At 48.5% G+C, this 18,136-nt stretch carries 14 protein-coding genes and 1 riboswitch; of the genes, 10 read left to right on the top strand and 4 right to left on the bottom strand.

What is annotated here, in order from left to right; all coding sequences use genetic code 11:
• Window positions 1–225 precede the first annotated feature (225 nt).
• Window positions 226–1,857, bottom strand: a complete 1,632-nt coding sequence (locus N0M98_RS08660) for a CPBP family intramembrane glutamic endopeptidase (RefSeq protein WP_259617569.1) — start codon at window positions 1,855–1,857, stop codon at window positions 226–228.
• A 257-nt stretch (window positions 1,858–2,114) separates the two neighbouring features.
• Window positions 2,115–2,270, top strand: a riboswitch (cyclic di-AMP (ydaO/yuaA leader).
• A gap of 63 nt (window positions 2,271–2,333) precedes the next feature.
• Here N0M98_RS08660 and N0M98_RS08655 point away from each other — a divergent pair.
• Genes N0M98_RS08655 through N0M98_RS08645 form a run of 3 tightly spaced genes read left to right on the top strand, consistent with a single transcriptional unit; the run spans window position 2,334 to window position 5,603 of the window.
• Window positions 2,334–3,686, top strand: coding sequence for a TrkH family potassium uptake protein (locus tag N0M98_RS08655; protein ID WP_259617568.1), 1,353 nt, complete (start codon window positions 2,334–2,336; stop codon window positions 3,684–3,686).
• A 13-nt stretch (window positions 3,687–3,699) separates the two neighbouring features.
• On the top strand, window positions 3,700–4,365 hold the full coding sequence (locus N0M98_RS08650) for a potassium channel family protein (RefSeq protein WP_249861797.1): 666 nt from the start codon (window positions 3,700–3,702) through the stop codon (window positions 4,363–4,365).
• 2 nt (window positions 4,366–4,367) lie between these two features.
• Window positions 4,368–5,603, top strand: a complete 1,236-nt coding sequence (locus tag N0M98_RS08645) for a cation:proton antiporter (RefSeq protein WP_259617567.1) — start codon at window positions 4,368–4,370, stop codon at window positions 5,601–5,603.
• Window positions 5,604–5,626: 23 nt separating this feature from the next.
• On the opposite strand, the gene N0M98_RS08640 is transcribed toward N0M98_RS08645, so the two are convergent.
• Complete coding sequence (locus tag N0M98_RS08640) at window positions 5,627–6,526, bottom strand: LysR substrate-binding domain-containing protein (RefSeq protein ID WP_249861799.1); 900 nt, start codon at window positions 6,524–6,526, stop codon at window positions 5,627–5,629.
• Between the two features lie 412 nt (window positions 6,527–6,938).
• On the opposite strand from N0M98_RS08640, the gene N0M98_RS08635 reads away from it, so the two are divergent.
• The 5 genes from N0M98_RS08635 (at window position 6,939) to N0M98_RS08615 (ending at window position 12,571) form a co-directional block, all read left to right on the top strand.
• Complete coding sequence (locus N0M98_RS08635; RefSeq protein ID WP_249861800.1) at window positions 6,939–7,589, top strand: succinate dehydrogenase cytochrome b558 subunit; 651 nt, start codon at window positions 6,939–6,941, stop codon at window positions 7,587–7,589.
• 16 nt (window positions 7,590–7,605) lie between these two features.
• The gene (sdhA, locus tag N0M98_RS08630) at window positions 7,606–9,363 is read left to right on the top strand and encodes a succinate dehydrogenase flavoprotein subunit (RefSeq protein WP_249861801.1); all 1,758 of its coding nucleotides are present in this window, start codon (window positions 7,606–7,608) and stop codon (window positions 9,361–9,363) included.
• Window positions 9,364–9,365: 2 nt separating this feature from the next.
• Entirely contained in the window at window positions 9,366–10,130 is a 765-nt protein-coding gene (gene sdhB / locus N0M98_RS08625; RefSeq protein ID WP_249861802.1) for a succinate dehydrogenase iron-sulfur subunit, read from the top strand.
• Window positions 10,131–10,300: 170 nt separating this feature from the next.
• A complete protein-coding gene (locus N0M98_RS08620; protein WP_249861803.1) occupies window positions 10,301–11,350 on the top strand; it encodes a LacI family DNA-binding transcriptional regulator in 1,050 nt (349 codons plus the stop codon).
• Window positions 11,351–11,440: 90 nt separating this feature from the next.
• Entirely contained in the window at window positions 11,441–12,571 is a 1,131-nt protein-coding gene (locus tag N0M98_RS08615) for a glycoside hydrolase family 88 protein (protein WP_259617566.1), read from the top strand.
• Between the two features lie 399 nt (window positions 12,572–12,970).
• Here the strand turns inward: N0M98_RS08615 and N0M98_RS08610 are convergent, their stop codons facing one another.
• A complete protein-coding gene (locus tag N0M98_RS08610; protein WP_259617565.1) occupies window positions 12,971–14,077 on the bottom strand; it encodes a site-specific integrase in 1,107 nt (368 codons plus the stop codon).
• 250 nt (window positions 14,078–14,327) lie between these two features.
• A complete protein-coding gene (locus tag N0M98_RS08605) occupies window positions 14,328–14,522 on the bottom strand; it encodes a helix-turn-helix domain-containing protein (protein WP_259617564.1) in 195 nt (64 codons plus the stop codon).
• Between the two features lie 239 nt (window positions 14,523–14,761).
• Here N0M98_RS08605 and N0M98_RS08600 point away from each other — a divergent pair, with 239 nt between their 5' ends.
• The gene (locus N0M98_RS08600) at window positions 14,762–16,693 is read left to right on the top strand and encodes a hypothetical protein (RefSeq protein WP_259617563.1); all 1,932 of its coding nucleotides are present in this window, start codon (window positions 14,762–14,764) and stop codon (window positions 16,691–16,693) included.
• Window positions 16,694–16,944: 251 nt separating this feature from the next.
• On the top strand, window positions 16,945–17,982 hold the full coding sequence (locus tag N0M98_RS08595) for a hypothetical protein (RefSeq protein ID WP_259617562.1): 1,038 nt from the start codon (window positions 16,945–16,947) through the stop codon (window positions 17,980–17,982).
• Window positions 17,983–18,136: the final 154 nt, after the last annotated feature.

Here is an 18,136-nt window from a genome sequence, read left to right as displayed (position 1 = left end):
CCGCGTGCTCTACGGGATAGAACCGGATGTCGGGCGCGAGGCGGGATCGCTTGCTCAGGCTTTGAACACAGCGATTCGACGCTTTCATTCCCGCGGTCGCAGGCTCCCGGCAGCGATCGGCGATACAATGGCAATCTCAATCAACAAAAGACGCCTTTCCTCAGGCAGGGAAGGCGTCTTTGTTCCGCATTAGAGTCGTATCAAGGTGAAAAAGGAGCGGAGAAGCTAGGTTTTTTTAAAAGAACGCCTCAGCCTTGCGTGGAGCCAATAAGCCGCCCAGCCGATCAAAGCGGGGAAGACGATATAAAACAAGCCGATTGCGCTGATCGTCCAATGCTCCCCGTCGAACAGCGACAGCCCCATTAGAATGCTGTCCATCGACGCATGAGCGAACAGCACGGTCATAAACCCGTATTTCAGGAAGGCATAGCCGAAGATGAGACCGATGATCGTCACTTCGATAAATCGCGTATAAACGGGATAAATCGGATACTGCGTATGGCTTAGCGCCCAAATCATGCCTGGGATCAATACCGCCGCGAAGCGGTTTCTGACCAGCTTCAGGAAGATGGCGATGCCGAACAGCCGGTAGACCGCTTCCTCGGAAATCGCCGCGGCCCACGCCATCAGCGGGAACAGGCCGGGCACCGTCATATTCAGCACGGAGTCGGACGGATCGTTGACCGCCCAGACGTCGAAATATTCGCCGGCAATAAAGTAGAGCGTCTGCTGAATGCCGAGAATGAACAGGCACAGCAGATAGCCGCGGAACATAGCGCTTCTTGCATGGCGTCCGAAGCCGTCGTCAGCCCATACCGGACAGGTGATCCAGCCGCGCAGCTTCCACATATGCCTGCCCGCCAAGAAGGAGAAGTAGACGCTGACGGCCATCAGCGCGATGACAATGTTCAGAAACCACAGATTGAACGTCGCCTCCCACTGCGACGGTCCGTTCGAGTGCATCGTCCGCAGCGCCGGAATCATGTTGAAATTGTTCGTGATGTAGATAGCCAGAAACGAGGCGGTCAGAAACAGACCGCGGCGGAAGGTGATTTGCCTGCGGTAGCGAATCACGACGACCAGAGCCGCCGCCGCCATCAGGAGCGAAGCCAGCATGCTGATGCGCGTCATCGTGGAAGCATTGTCGTTCTGCTCGTCCTGCCAGCTCTTGAACGAGGCGGGAATGCCGAAGTCGGCATGGAACGCGGTCGTCTTTCCTTCGGATACGGCCAGGAGCAGCCGCAGCCTGGCTTCGCCGATTTGCTTGCTTTTGCTTATGTAGACGAAACCGGTGCCGAGCGCCGACGTTTTTTGCCGGTCTTCGGGGTCGAGCGGGCTTGCCTCGCTAAAGTCGGCGGGCGAATACCCCTGCTCCGCCATCGTCCGCTCGGCCGCCTCCCGCGGATTGGAGGCTTCGGACGAGACGGTCTGCCGCTTCGCCGCCGGGGAGGTGAAGGCCGACCAGCCGAGGATGCGCAGATTCGCGAAATCCACATCTACATAGTAGGTTTTCCCTGTGCCGTTCTCGTTAATTTCGACTTCGAAATAGTCGATCGGGTAGTCCGGATAGCTTTTCAGATAAGTTTCCAGCAGCTGCTCCTTCTGCAAATATCCGCTGCGGTCCGAGTGGGACTGGAACAGCGTGCTCGCCGCATAGTCTTCCGCAAGGGAAAAGCGGTCGCGTACGAATCGGACGGCTGCGTCCGCCGCCTGCTGCTTGGTCACCTTCGGCAGCGACTCGCCGGTTTCCGCGGCATCCTCCGGATGCAGCCAAGAGGAGCCGAACAGGACGGCCAAATAAAGGATGATTCCGAAAACTGCCAATTTCAGCAGAGAAGATTCCGCAATTCGTTTCACTATGAAATTCTCCTTACCGTAGAATGGGCGATATTGTGAAAAGGGTATGGAATATAAGTACATTGTATTCATTAAACTTAGCATAGATGCACAGCGGAAATCCAATGAAATTACGAGCTACGAGGGGCAAAACGCTGAAAAGCAGCGCGGAGGCTTCCCCCGCTTCATGCCAGGTCAAGTATTGACTTGTTTATCGTTTGATTTCGAGCCAAAGCGACTTTGTACTTATAATGAAAGAACATTATAATTCATATCAATTGAATACGAAGCCGAATTTCTTATCGAAAACGGGGGAACCATTTGCAGTAAGGGGTGAATTCGATTCCATTGCCGACGAAACATCGCAATGGAAACGATAGGGTGCTGTGACCCGAATCCGTCAGCTAACCTCGTAGGCTATCGCAGGAACCTATTATGATGACATTGGGTTTCCAGTGTCTTTTTTTGTTGCCCTAAAACATTCGCCGAGGTGAAATATGACATCCGCCATAAAAAAAATCGAGCTGACTCCGCCGCAAATTCTCGTGATCGGTTTCGCCGCCATCATTTTGATCGGCGCCGCGCTGCTCTCGCTGCCGGTCGCCTCCGCCTCCGGAGAGCCGCTGCCATTTCTCGACGCTTTCTTTACGGCTACTTCGGCGACTTGTGTTACGGGGCTAGTCGTCGTGGATACGGGCACGTTTTTTTCCAAGTTCGGACAGATCGTCATTATCGCGCTGATCCAGGTCGGAGGGCTCGGATTTATGTCGATGGCGACGCTGTTTGCTTTTGCGCTGAAAAAACGAATTTCTCTCAAGGAACGGCTCGTTTTGCAGGAGTCGTTGAATCAGGGAAGCATGGAGGGGATCGTGCGGCTGATCCGCAAAGTGATCCGGTATTCGCTGACCATCGAGCTGGTCGGCGCCATTATTTTCTCGATTCGCTGGTCGCTGCAGTTAGGGCCTGCCAAGGGCATTTATTTCGGCTTCTGGCATGCGATATCGTTCTTCAATAACGCAGGCTTCGATTTGTTCGGTTCGGTTAACGGACCGTTCAGCAGCTTAACCTCATTCGTGGGCGATCCGGTCGTCAACCTCGTCACAATGGGGCTTATCGTGCTGGGCGGCATCGGCTTCGTCGTCATGTCGGATCTGCTGGAGTTCAAAAAGCGCAAGCGGCTGTCGCTCCATTCCAAAGTAGTGCTTAGCGCAACCGGTGCGCTGATTATCGCCGGCGCCCTGGTCATTTATATATTTGAATACAGCAATGCCAAGACGCTGGGCTCGCTGAGCTGGTCAGGCAAAATATGGGCCGCCTTCTTCCAGTCGGTGACGCCGCGGACGGCGGGAGCTAATACCGTCGATCTCGGCAGCTTGCGCCAGGCGACGCAATTTTTCATGATCATCCTGATGTTCATCGGGGCTTCGCCGGGCTCGACGGGGGGAGGGATCAAGACGACCACCTTCACGACGCTGATCGGCGCGATGATCGCCATGGTGCGCGGGAAAGAGGACATCGTGCTGTTCCGTTACCGCCTCGGTAAAGACCGGATTTTGAAAGCCATCACGCTGACGATGATCGCTCTATTCCTCGTCGTGTTCGTCGCGATGATTTTGTCGACGACGGAGGGGCACCCGTTTCTGATGATTTTGTTCGAAGTGACCTCGGCTTTCGGCACCGTCGGTCTCACGATGGGAATGACGACCGATTTGAGCCTCGTCGGCAAAATATTGATCAGTTTGATGATGTTTGCCGGCCGCTTGGGGCCGCTTACGTTGGCATACGCGCTCGGACCGAAAACGGAAAAAGAGCTGTATAGATACCCGGAAGGGAAAATTACGATTGGATAGGGGTACAAAAACAATGAAACGTAGTCAGTATGTCGTCATCGGGCTGGGCAGATTCGGCTCTTCTCTGGCGAAGGAATTGATCAATTTGGGTTACGAGGTGCTGGGCATCGATAAGGACGAGGAAGCCGTCGACGAGATGAGCGACACGCTGACACATGTCGTGACGGCCGATTCGACGGACGAGGACGTGCTGAGATCGCTCGGCATCCGCAATTTCGACTGCGCTATCGTGGCGATCGGCGACGACATTCAAGCCAGCATTTTGACCGCGATTCTGCTGAAGGATATCGGCGTCAAGACGGTCGTTACCAAGGCGCTTTCCGAGCTGCATGGCAAGGTGCTGCAGAAGATCGGCGTCGACAGGGTGATTTTTCCGGAGCGGGATATGGGAATTCGGGTCGCGCATCAGCTGGTCTCGCCGAATTTGCTCGATTACATCGAGCTGTCCAACGACTATACGATCGTCGAGCTGTCCGTGCCCAAACGGCTGTCCGGACGGTGCTTGAAAGATTTGGACCCGCGGGCCAAGTACGGCTGCAGCGTTGTGGCGATCAACAAGAAGCACGGCGTCATCATCGCCCCTAGCGCGGCGGACATGCTGGAAGAACAGGACGTTATGGTCATTATCGGAACGAATGATCAAATCGAATCCTTCGAGAGCGAAGTTATCAATTTATAACTATGAACAATGAAGCCGCAGAGATGATTCACCATGTGTTGTTATTATTAATTCTTATTCTTGGTTTGGGTATGCTGTTCGGCCGCCTGGCGGGCCTGATGAAGCTGCCGGATGTGGCGCTGTTCCTCATCGCCGGGATGATCGTAGGGCAAGGGCTGCATTGGGTGAGCGAGACGAGCAGCTCGTTTACGAACCAGTTCATATTGACGATCGGCTCGACGCTTATTTTGTTCGACGGAGGGCGCAATATCCGGCTTGCAGGGCTGAAAAAAGTATGGCTGACGGTCACGCTGCTCAGCGTGCCGGGCGTGCTGATTACTTGTTCCGTCGTTGCGCTGTCCGCCCATTGGCTTCTGGGAATGCCGATGGTCTATGCGGCGCTGCTCGGGGCGATTGTTTCCTCGACCGATCCGGCGACGCTCATTCCCGTGTTCAAGCAGGTGCGCATTCGCACGAAGGTGCGGGAAACCGTAGAGAGCGAATCGGCTTTCAACGATGCGACCGGCTCTATACTTACGTTCTCCGTCCTTGCCGTGATTACGGGAAGCCAAGGCTTCTCGCTGGCCGGCAGCCTGGAGGATTTCGCTCGCACGGCGCTGGGAGGCATTGCGGCGGGGGCGGCGATCGGGCTGGTTATGGCCTTCATCACCGGCCATCTCAGGCTCGGCTGGCTGCGCGATTATGCGGCGATAGCGCTGGTCGTGACGGCGCTCGGAGCTTACTGGGTTGGAGATGCGCTGCATGTCAGCGGGTTTATGGCTACTTTTACGGCGGGACTTATTTGGGGCAACGCCGATATATTCAAGCTGGATTTGAACGATAAGCTGAAGGAAATGACGCATTTCAGCGAGAACATGACGATCATTATGAGGATGCTGATTTTTATTTTGCTCGGCAGCCAAGTGAATTTGCGCATCATCGCGGCCAATTTGTGGCCGAGTCTGGCGGTAATCGCGGTTTTCATCCTGATCGCAAGGCCGCTCACAGTGCTTGCCTGCACGCTGCCCGATCGCAAGGCGGGTTGGAAGCGCGGCGAGATCCTGTTTATGTTCTGGGTGAGGGAGACCGGCGTCATACCGGCGGCTTTGTCCGGAATGGCGGCGGGGCTGGGCGTGAAGTACGCCGACGTCATCGCCTCGGTCACCTTCCTTGCCGTACTGCTGACAATTTTGCTGCAGGCGAGCACGACGGCTTATGCGGCGCGAATGCTCGGCATCGAGGAGAAGGACGAAGGATAGCGGCTGCAGCCGAGGCCTTAAGATCAGCCCGGCCGGTTGAAGTAATCCTTGGCCTTCTCGATAAACTGCTGGGCCGACGCATGATGGACGACCTCTTCCGTGAATAACAGGGAGGTCGTTCTTGTCATTTGCTCGAGCGCCGGAATGAAGCGGACGACCAGCTCGTTGTCTTTGACCAGATTGCTGCGCAAATACGATTCCGGCAGCAGCGTCGCCGTCTTGCACGTCGAGACGAGGCGAATGATCGCTTCGAACGAATCGATCTCCATTTTGACGTCGGGCGCAATGGCGTAGCGGTGGAACATTTCGTCCATCAGCACCCGGTACCAGGTGCCGCGCGAGAACAGAATCATCGGCAGCTCGTGCAGATCGGCGATTTCGATCGAGGATTTGTCGACGAAAGGATGCCCGAGCGGCAGCACCAGACAGAGATGATCGTCGAACAGCGGAATGCATTTGAGGCCGGGATGCTCGATCTTGGAGGCGACCAGGCCGATGTCCACTTTGCGGTCCTTGACCATCGGCACGATCTCGTGGGTTTTGCCCGTTACCGCCTTAATGTCCGTATTCGGATACGTCTTCGTATAGATCGTAATCAGATCGGGCAGCGTCGATTGCAGCGTCGTCAAGGAAGCGCCGATAATAATGCTGGCTGGCTTGACCGTCGTCTTGAAGTCCTGAATCGACCGCAGCAGCTTGCGCTCCAAATGGCGCTGCTCGATGGCGTATTCATAACAGATTTGCCCTGCGCGCGTAATCTCAAGCCGCTTGCCTTTCCTTAGGAACAGATCGACGCCGAGCTCTTCCTCCAGCTTCATGATTTTGCGAGACAGGGCGGGCTGGGAGATATTGAGCGCCGCGGACGCTTTGTTCAGGCTCTCCAGCTCTACGACTTTGGCGAAAATATCGATATTTTCGAACAAGAACAATACCTTCTTTCCATTATATTCGGAAGTGTGAATACGGATTTTCTCTTTTTCACCACGCTTTTAGATGAAAGAGAAGAGCCGGCCCGGCGCTCGGCTTCCCGCTTCGCGTTTTGTCTTTTTTTACGGTTAATTTGCGGTTAAGTGATTAAGTTCATTGCATATGTCAAAACTGAATAACAGTTTATAAATAATCGGCACTTCCATTATAAGCGATAATGGAGTAGTATGGTGTAAGTCACTTATTGTTCACATTTTTTCGCAGACATTTGCATAAAAAAATGTCGAACCATGGAAAATAGGCGTAGCAAATGCTGTTGACGCTTGTTTCTTGCGGGAGTACAATGAAGGTTGGTTTTGTCAACACATGTGAACAACCTACATACTTTTGAGGGGGGAAAGGATTTCAATGTTTCGTAATTCGTATTTTTCACGCAAGCTGCATTCATTGCTTGGTGTTATCCCGGTCGGGTTCTTCCTGATCGAACACCTTCTGACGAACTACTCGGCGACTAACGGACCTGAGAAGTTCATGGAGCATGTGAATTGGCTGCACGAGCTGCCTTTAATGCTGCTCCTGGAAATCGTAGGGATCTGGCTGCCGCTCGCATACCACGCGATCTACGGCCTCTATGTCGCCTACACGGCCCGGAATAACGTATCCAACTACGGCTATTTCCGCAACCAAATGTTTTTCCTGCAGCGGGTAACTGGGGTAATTACGTTCTTGTTCGTAGTATTCCACTTATGCCAAACCAGATTGCAAATCACGCTCGGCTTGCCTCAAGAAGAAATCGGGGTCCAAATGCATCACATTGCATCGAACCCGGTTTATTTTGTGCTGTACTGTATTGGCATTGTGTCCGCGGTATTCCATTTCAGCAATGGCATGTGGTCGTTCCTCGTTAGCTGGGGCGTTACGATCGGACCTCGGGCGCAGCGGGTATCCAGCGTGATCTGGATGGTAGTGTTTGTTATTATGTCGATCATGTTTATCATGTCTTTGAGCGCGTTTGTAAGCCCGGATTTCCAAAACGTGCCGCAGATGGCTAAAGGTTAAGGAGGAGTGAACAACAATGGCTAATCAAAAAGTAATCGTAGTCGGTGGAGGTTTGGCCGGGTTAATGGCTACCATCAAAGCCGCGGAAGCCGGAGTTCACGTTAGCCTGTTCTCTTTGGTTCCTGTGAAACGATCCCACTCCGTGTGCGCCCAGGGCGGCATCAACGGTGCGGTTAATACGAAAGGTGAAGGCGACTCCACTTGGGAGCATTTTGACGATACGGTATACGGCGGCGACTTCCTTGCCAACCAACCGCCGGTTAAAGCGATGTGCGACGCTGCGCCCGGCATCATTCACTTGATGGACCGGATGGGCGTTATGTTCAACCGTACGCCTGAAGGCCTGCTCGATTTCCGCCGTTTCGGGGGAACGCAGTATCACCGTACGGCATTCGCAGGAGCAACGACAGGTCAACAATTGCTGTATGCATTGGACGAGCAAGTACGCCGCTGGGAAACAGCCGGACTTGTGACCAAGTACGAGCATTACGAGTTCCTCGGAGCGGTTCTTGACGACGACGGCGTATGCCGCGGCATATCGGCCCAGGATCTTCGCAGCATGGAAATTCTAACGTTCGGAGCCGATGCGGTCATTCTGGCCAGCGGCGGTCCCGGCATCATTTTCGGTAAAACGACGAACTCCGTTATCAATACCGGTACGGCGGCGAGCGCGGTGTACCAGCAAGGCGTGCACTATGCGAACGGAGAGTTCATTCAAATTCATCCGACGGCGATTCCGGGCGACGACAAGCTTCGCTTGATGTCCGAATCCGCTCGCGGCGAAGGCGGCCGGATCTGGACCTACAAAGACGGCAAGCCTTGGTACTTCCTTGAGGAAAAATATCCGGCTTACGGTAACCTGGTTCCCCGCGATATCGCGACCCGCGAAATTTTTGCGGTGTGCGTAGACCAGAAGCTGGGCATTAACGGCGAGAATATGGTTTACCTTGACTTGTCCCATAAAGATCCGCATGAACTCGACGTGAAGCTGGGCGGTATCATCGAAATCTATGAAAAATTCATGGGCGACGATCCGCGCAAAATTCCGATGAAAATCTTCCCTGCCGTTCACTATTCGATGGGCGGAATGTGGGTTGACTTCAATCAAATGACCAACATTCCGGGCTTGTTCGCCTGTGGCGAGTGCGAGTATCAATACCACGGCGCGAACCGTCTGGGAGCGAATTCGCTGTTGTCTGCGATTTACGGCGGCATGATTACCGGTCCGAAAGCGATCGAATATATTAAAGGCTTGAACAAGCATGTAGACGACATTTCCTCCAGCGTATTCGACCGCGAGAAGAAAAGACATACGGACAAATACGAAGGCCTGCTGAAAATGGAAGGCAAGGAAAACGCCTACGTTCTGCACAAAGAGCTCGGCGAATGGATGACCAACAACATGACGGTCGTTCGTTACAACAAGAAGCTGGAAGAAACGATTGCCAAAATCAACGAGCTGAAGCAGCGCTACCGCAACATCAGCATGACGGATACGGCTCGCTGGAACAATCAGGGCGTCGCTTTCACCCGTCAGCTGTGGAACATGCTGGAGCTGTCCCATGCGATGACTTTGGGCGCTCTGCTGCGTAACGAAAGCCGCGGAGCTCACTATAAACCTGAATTCCCTGAACGCAATGACGAGGATTTCCTGAAAACGACGAAGGCCAAATGGACGCCGGACGGCCCTACGATCGATTGGGAAGATGTGGACGTGTCGCTGATCAAGCCGCGTAAACGCGACTACTCGACAGACAAGAAGGGAGGACATTAATCATGGCAGAAACGACTACGGCCGGAAAAAAAGTCAAGTTTATCGTTACACGCCAAGATTCGCCTGAGAGCAAGCCTTATACCGAGGAATTCGAAGTGCCGTACCGCCCTAACATGAACGTGATCAGCGCGCTCATGGAAGTTCAGCGTAATCCGGTCAATGCAACCGGCCAGAAAACGACGCCGATCTGCTGGGAATCCAACTGCTTGGAGGAAGTGTGCGGCGCTTGCTCGATGGTCATCAACGGCAAGCCGCGCCAAGCTTGCTCCGCGCTGGTAGATAAGCTGGAGCAGCCGGTGCGCATCGCGCCTATGAGCACATTCCCTGTCGTACGCGACTTGGTCATTAACCGCGAGCGCATGTTCTCCGCGCTGAAGCGCGTGAAAGCCTGGATTCCGATCGACGGTACGTACGATCTCGGTCCCGGACCGCGGATGGCCGAATCGAAGCGCCAATGGGCGTACGAATTGTCCAAATGCATGACCTGCGGCGTATGTTTGGAGTCTTGTCCGAACGTCAACGACAAAACGACGTTTATCGGGCCTGCGGCGGTTTCCCAAGTTCGTTTGTTTAACGCTCACCCGACGGGTGAAATGAACGCGGAAGAACGTCTGGAAGCGCTGATGGAAGACGGAGGCATCGAGGGCTGCGGCAACTCGCAAAACTGCGTGCGCTCTTGCCCGAAAGGCATTCCGCTGACGACTTCGATCGCTGCGATGAACAAAGATACAACCAAGCATTTGTTCAAGAAATGGCTCGGCATGTAATCATAGAACGATAGGGCAAATCCCTTTCGCGAGGAGCTTCCTTGCGGGAGGGATTTTTTTGTTGTTTAAGAGCCAATAAAGAGGCTCTTGACGAAGCGGACGATTATTATTAAAATTAGTTTAAACGTTTTAATTGAAACGTTTAAACCTAAATTAAAAGGAAGTTCTCTATGAGCAAACACCGTTCCGTTACCATAGTAGATATAGCGGAAGCAGCGGGCGTTTCCATCGCTACTGTGTCCAATGTATTGAACCGGCGCAAAGTGCCCATGGCCGAAGAAACGATCCGTAAGGTGGAGAAGGCGGCCGAAGAGCTGGGCTATCGCCGCAATGTGATGGCGGCCAGTCTAAGCCGCAAGAAGTCTTACGAGCTGGGACTGATCGTCCCCGGTTTTATCGGCTACTACGGGCTTTTTGCCGAAGTGATGGAACGTACGGCGCACCGGTTCGGATACCATATGTCCGTGTTCTCGGCAGGAGGTTACGACCCGGACATGGAGAAGCGGCATTTGGACGTGCTGCTTCAGCGCAGGGTGGACGGGCTGTTCTGCCACGGCTTGGCGATGTCTACGGATACGACGCGCCATATCGTTAGCGACGGGACTCCGCTTGTGCTGTTTAACGGCTGGAATTGGCCTCAGGACATCGCTGCCGGAGCGGTCAATCTGGATTTTGCCGGAGGCTGTTTGGAAGCGGTGCGGCATTTGGTTCGGCAGGGCTGCCGGTCTTTGTTTTATCTGGGGCGGTCGCGGGCGCATGAGACGAACAAGCAGCGCTTGAAAGGATTCCGCCAAGGGGCTGCCGAGGCCGGAGACGGAATTCGCTCTTATGTCTTGGAAGCGGACCCTCAGCCGATGGCCGAGCTGGTCCGCATGACCCGGGAGATGAGCGGGGACGGGCCGGTCGGCATTCTCGCCTTTGACGATCTCGTGGCGCTTCGGTTTATGTCCGCAGCGATCGAGCAGGGTTTGCGGGTGCCGGAGGAGTACAAAATTTTCGGCATCAACAACGATGTCGTCTCCCACTCCTGCTACCCGCAGATCACGACGCTCGATATCCCGTACAGCCAGCAGGCTAGGTTGGCCGTCGATCTGATGCTCCGGCAGCTGGGAGAGGATGAGAAGGCCGGCGAGGAGCATGAGCGGCAGGCGCTTCGCGAAGGGCACGAGATTCGCATCCCGCTGACCTTGATTCCGCGTTTATCGACGGCGGCTACATAAGCCAAGACCGACAGACGGGCAAACCGCTGCTGCCAATGAAGCGGCATGCTCCCGACAAAAAAAGCGATTATACAGGAGGAGAGACAGGACATGAGTATGTGGAAGCAAGCGATTGAAGATGCAGTGCAAAAGACAAGAGCGAACATTGAGAAATACGGGGATTTATTCCCTCATGTGAGCAACGACGGCAAATATTTGCTCAACGATAATGACGATTGGACGGACGGCTTCTGGTCCGGCATTTTGTGGCTGTGCTACGAATACTCCGGCGATCCGGTGTTCAAGCAAGCCGCTGAGAAGACGGTAACAAGCTTCCGCAAGCGGATGGACGGCAAAGTCGCGATCGATCACCACGATATCGGCTTCTTGTACTCGCTGTCCTCCAAGGCGCAGTGGATTATCGAGCGCGACGAGGCTGCCAAGCAACTGACGCTGGAAGCGGCCGATTGGCTGATGACCCGGTGGAGAGAGAAAGGGCAATACATTCAGGCTTGGGGTCCCGCAGGCGACCCGCAGAACGGCGGACGCATCATTATCGACTGCATGATGAACCTGCCGCTGCTTTATTGGGCGTACGAGCAAACGGGCAATGAAAAGTACCGCGACGTAGCTGTCATTCACGCGGACAAATCCCGCCGATTCCTGGTGCGCGGCGACGATTCCTCCTATCATACGTTCTACTTCGATCCGGAGACCGGAGAATCGATCCGGGGCGGCACGCATCAAGGCTACCAGGACGGCTCGACCTGGACCCGCGGACAAGCGTGGGGAGTATACGGGTTCGCGCTCAGCTATCATTACACCAAAAACCCGCTGTACCTGGAAACCTCCAAACGGATGGCTCGCTACTTCCTGGAGCGTCTGCCGGAAGACGACGTCGTGTATTGGGATTTCAACGTGCCGGTGAACGATAAGACGGAGCGCGACAGCTCTGCGTCGGCGATTACGGCGGCGGGACTGATTGAACTCTTGTCTCATCTGAGCGCCGACGATCCGGACCGCGCGTTCCTCGAAGACGGCCTGCAGCGTTCGCTGAAAGGTCTTGTGAACGGCTACGCGACTATCGGTAAGCCGGATGCCGAAGGCTTCCTGGAGCACGGCTCCTACCATGTCCGAGGCAATAACGCGCCGGACGACTATATGATTTGGGGCGACTATTACTATCTGGAAGCATTGGTTCGGCTGGAAAAAGGAATCAAAGGCTACTGGTACGAAAGATAAGCCCTGTTCTATACAAGCGGTTTAAAACCGCAGTGAAATAAGCGAGCGGCCGCTAGGCCGCTCTTTTTCGCTGTTGTTCTACTCGGAAGATGCTCTCGCATGTATAGTCAGCGTTTTTCACCATCCTTCGGTCGAGAGAAATTCGGAAAGCGCTTTCTCATTTGTTACACAATTGAAATATTTCTGTTATCGTTTTAACATGTTAGTTGTGTAATATAATTAACAAGACCCCCTTTTTAATATATAAACACTTTCAGACCTGGCCCCGTTGGCCGGGTCTCTTTTTTTGTGCAGCGCAAAATATCCCTTTAACAGTAAGGGTTTACGGGGCGTAGGTGGATATTAAAAAGGGGGAACAAGAGCATTTGAAATGATTTTGAAATGATTCGTTTTTTTTGGTTACTTTAAAAGATCTTGCAGAGCGTTTGCTGCGTCTTGCTGCATGTTAGGAGCAAGGTGTGAATATGTGTCCAAAGTGATTTGTACAGATGAGTGTCCAAGCCGTTCTTGGACTACTTTAGGATGAACACCGAGTCCTAGCAGGAGTGACGCGCAAGTGTGCCGTAAATCATGAAATCGTATTTGTCTCAGGCCAGTTTTCTTAAGAAGCCTGACCCATATGTCGCGGCAGTTATGCTTTAGATAAGGTCTACCTTTTTTCGTGCAAACAAGGAAACCTTGATCTTCGTACTTATCGCCAGCAAGATTCCGTTCCTGATGAATCGCTTGAATTCGTCTATCGATTTCCTTGATTACAAAAGGTGACAAGGAGATAGAACGATTGCCTGCATTTGTTTTAGTACCGATTTGGAGGTTCCTTTCAGAGTCCATAATATGCCTTACTGAAACAATTCCGCGTTTTAGATCGATATCCGAGAGACGCAATCCCCTAATTTCACCCATTCGCATTCCACAATGAATAGCCAATACGAAGATAACCCGTAGTCTGTGACCATGGATGGCTTGGAGGAACGCTTTTGCTTCCTCTTCTGTCCAATAGTTCATTTCTTTTTTTGCGACTTTAGGTTTGCTGATTAAGGAGGCAGGGTTCCTCAAAATCAATAATTTCCGTTCTGCGTCACGAAGCGACTTGTGAATGACCTTGAATATATTTCGTTTGAAGCTATCCGAATATTCGGTTTCGTGTACTTGTTTCATAAAGTTTTCGATAGTCATGGCATTTATCTCTGATAGTGGTGTTTGACTTATTGGAGCTGGGGTAATATGTCGGCGAATAATCATCTCATATCCAGTTCTCGTCGAGTTCCTTAAATCTGTTCGGGCATCAAGCCAATTTATCAGGTACTGTCCAAATGTAATTTTGGAAGGTTGAATATATGTTCCTTTGTTCATTGAGTCCTTGATTGCAATTTCAGCATTCTCGGCTTCCTTCTTTGTGCGGAAACCGCGTTTGGTATAGGTTTTCGTCTTACCGCTAGAATCCTTGGCTTGGAATGAATAGTACCATTGGTTTTTTTTTGCTGTTTCATTTTTATAAACGGGCATTTTTGATTTCTCCTTTGGAAATAAATTTTTACTGCTATCTCACTGTTGGGGATGAAATTATTTTTTATTTGCTAGGTTTGAAAGAGTTCGTTGTTAATTGTTGGTCCAAAGAAAAAAGCTGCTCTATTGAGCAGCTTGAATAGTTATTTTGGTAACTATTGTTCCTGTTTGTTGGACCCAGTCTGGTGGAGTCAATTCTTGTAATTATTAGCCTTACTGTTTTTAAATACTACCAAAAATAGTGAGTGGGTTAATCATTGGCTTTTTGTTTTACTTTTTGTAAGACATAGTCTTGAATGCATGCTTTAGGGATTCGATAAGCCCTACCCACTTTGAAGGATTGAATTTGACCTGACTTTAATAATTCATATGCTTTATTTCGACCAATAAAAAGTATCGCCATTAATTCTTCAACTGGGACAATATCGTCATATTGATTAAACATTAAAATCATCCTTTCATTTTATTCAATGTAATAATATAGATTTTTAATAGTATATATTACTATTAGCTCATTGTTTATGTATAGTTATATAAAATCTACAGTGATTAAGTAACGTTATTTGAGTTTAATAATTTTTTTAAAATTAATATAAAAAATATGAAAATATGAAGTAAAGTGATATAATAAATCATATATTCATATTTTTACAACCATTAATTTTATTTTCAAGGAGATCCATTATGCAGGAAAATATATTTTATATTCGAGAAAAACTAAACCAATTCAAAAGCACTTTTTGTGATAACGATTTTCAGATCAATGAGGATGGAGAATTTTGTGTTTGGAACCATGAAAGACTTGAACCAATTTGCAATTTTGTATTGATCCCACATGAAATTATACTAATTAGCGATGGTGAAAATATTCGAAAACATAAGTATGTTTTTACGGGTATTGTAAACAATGAGACTTTATTGGATAAAGTAGAAGTGCCCTTCGAAGAAATTCACAACACAAAATGGTTAAAAAAATGGAATCCTTACGGGGAAATCTATCCAAATGAGAAGAGGAACTATAGATCAATTATCAGATTTATGAACCAATCGGAGCAAAAAATTCCAAAAGTCATGGAGTATGATTCAATAGGTTGGCATTACTATAATAACGGCTGGTCATTTTTATCTGAGGGAAGCTGTATTGGCGATACTACTGGACAAGTGAGGACAACAGCAAATGGGTTTAAGCTATTAAGAGACCCTAAACTAGATCCCAAAGAGGCATTTTTAGAGAGTCTGAATATGTTAAGCATTTGTGATAAAAAACTTACACATGCATTGCTAGGCATAGTGCTAACATCTATAGTGACGACACCATTAATTCAATCAAAAGAGTTGTCGCCTAATTTTGCAATGTGGATTCATGGTAAAACCGGACTGGGTAAAACAAGAATCTCAAATTTATTCACAAGAATTTTTGATACAGAAAATACCGTGCGTGTAGATTCATATAAGAATGTAATTAAATCAACTTGTTTAAAATATAAGGATTGTGTAGCAATAATAGACGATTATGGAACGTCAAAAACCAAAGTAAATGAATATCGAACAGACGAAAAGGTAGAGTCAGTGATAAGATGGCTTGGTGATAGACAATTATCGGTAGAGTATGATATTGTCCCGAAAGGAATGGCTTTATTTACAGGAGAGAAGTTTCTTGAAATCACGGAAAAGAATAAATCAACCATAGCTCGTACAATACGAGTGAAAATGGATAATATTTTTAATCGTTCAGAAGATGGCTTTGATATTGAAAAAATTAAAAAGTTCGAACAATATGAAGGTAGTTTATATCTTCCTACAAGCATAAGTTATTACTTAGAGTGGCTTGCTGGAAAACTGAATCATCATTTTATTGATGACTATCTTAAGGATTTTTCGAAGAATAGAAAAGAGATATCGGAAGTGGCCCATGCGAGATATGTCGATAGTATTGCCCATCTGATCAATGCTTTTAATTTTTATTTATCTTATGGAAAGGAAAAAGGATTCATCACTCCAGAGGAATATTTTGAGAAGTGTAAAGAGGCTAAAGATATTTTTCTAGAGCTTCTTCAATATCAAAGTGAATCTATAATCGATCCTGAATTGGAGTTGTTTCTTAGAGAATTAGAGGAAATTATCCGCGAAGGCAAAATTGTTGTAGAGCTGAAAGATGAGAGCTTTTACAATAAATTGAATTTAGATAACAATGTTTATGGCATTTATGATGTTGACACAAATGAATTAAAATTACATTGGGAATATGTCTATTCCCTAGTTTCTGAAAATATACGTTCAAAAAATGGAGCATCAGCAGTAATTGGAGTTAAAAAGATCGGTAAAATGCTCAGTAATGCTAATTATATTATTACTAGCGGTGGTGTAACAGTTCCATTTACTGCTATACACAGAATGGTCAATCAAATAAAATGTAGAGTGATTACCTTTGATGCGAACATGATACCTGAGATTATTCAATTAATCATGGACCAGTATGATATACGCGTAAGTGAAAGGGAGAGGGAAGAAGATAATTATGATTACGATTACGACAAGAAAAATGAAAAAAGAATCAAAAAGGAAATTTCCAAAGTATTTAGAAGTATCGAATTAATGAGTTCGTCAGATGACTGATCATGGAATACACAGGAGCGGAAAGTCGCTGCTGTGTATTTTTTTATTTGCTTTAGTACATCTCAATAGGTTTAACTTCTTGAATCAATGCTGAACAAAGTAGGCAAGAAAATAAACGGGATCTAGGGTGTGATAGATATATATATTGATTAGTTTTTATCTACAGATATTTATAGAAATAGTAGAAGGGATTTCCAGTTTTATTAGATTAATTTATAGCCTACAAAAATGCGAGTGGAGGTATCACCAAGATGTCTTTTCATACAGTAGAATTGCATAAACAACTAGATTCACCAACATTTTGGAGCTTACAAAAAGCTTTGAATAAAGTAACTTCTAAAACAACCGCGTCAATTTACCAAATTGGAAAAAACGCCTATAGGTTCACTTTGTTTGATGCGCATGGGGTGAAGGTTACTTTGAAATCCAGATATTGTGATTATCATAAAGATGAGATATGTATTGTAATTAATCCTCAACGGCTAAAAGATGCAAACGAGTTCTTGAAAATAACTTCGGGTTCTGAGTATACGCTTATCTCAAAGCTCTTTACCAAATTATTAAAACCTATAAAAGAGGTGTTCCAAAAACGGAGAAAAAATAAACATTTACGCTTTGATTTTGACTTATTACACACTTACCAAGTAAGGAGAATTGACCTCGCGGTGAATATCAATACTGAATTCAAGGTTTACTATATTGAGTTAATAAAGCGGGCCAATGTTCCAAATGGGTTTGTACTTGGAGGAAAGCAAGACGAAAAAGGGCATCGTTGGAAACCCTATGATGATTCATTTTATTTAAAAGGCAACTCTGTTAATTTTCAAATTTATGATAAAGAATCTCAACTAAGTAGACAGCATGATAATTATTCACGAATTGAAGATGCAAAGAATCTAATCCGTGTTGAAGTGCAATGTTTAAAGAACAAAACTGATTACATGAAAATTTCCAATGATTGGGATTCTAAATCACTGGTGAATTTCGTGGACAAAGAGAGAAGCCTTAAAACAATTAAATTCTATTATAATAAATTTATAGGTTTAGGTGATTATTTTACTCTTGCTGGGGCAAAAGCTCAAGTTCGAGGCAATGCCAAATTAACCGATAAGACTAAAGAACAACTGGTGGCTTTCCTTGAACTTATTAATGAACGTAGGGGGATATGGAAGGCCAGAGAGGACTATGAAGGAAACGATTTTGACAAATTGATCCAAAGGCTTAATAAAATAGGCATAAATCCTGTTACAATCCCTGTACAGTGGAAGATTCCCTATTGTTACTGCTAACGTATAATGTCCGACAGTTGACGGCGTAAGTTGTCCTGCTGGTGACGGTCAATCTGTCCGCGTGAGATACAAAAGGAAGGGAGAATTATGACAATTCTCCCTGGATGACGCGCTTCACCATATGATCGTCGATGATCCGATGTTTGTTCTGTGC

The organism is Paenibacillus doosanensis (assembly GCF_025060755.1).
GTDB lineage: Bacteria > Bacillota > Bacilli > Paenibacillales > NBRC-103111 > Paenibacillus_S > Paenibacillus_S doosanensis.
This window is presented reverse-complemented; position numbering and strand designations above follow the sequence as displayed.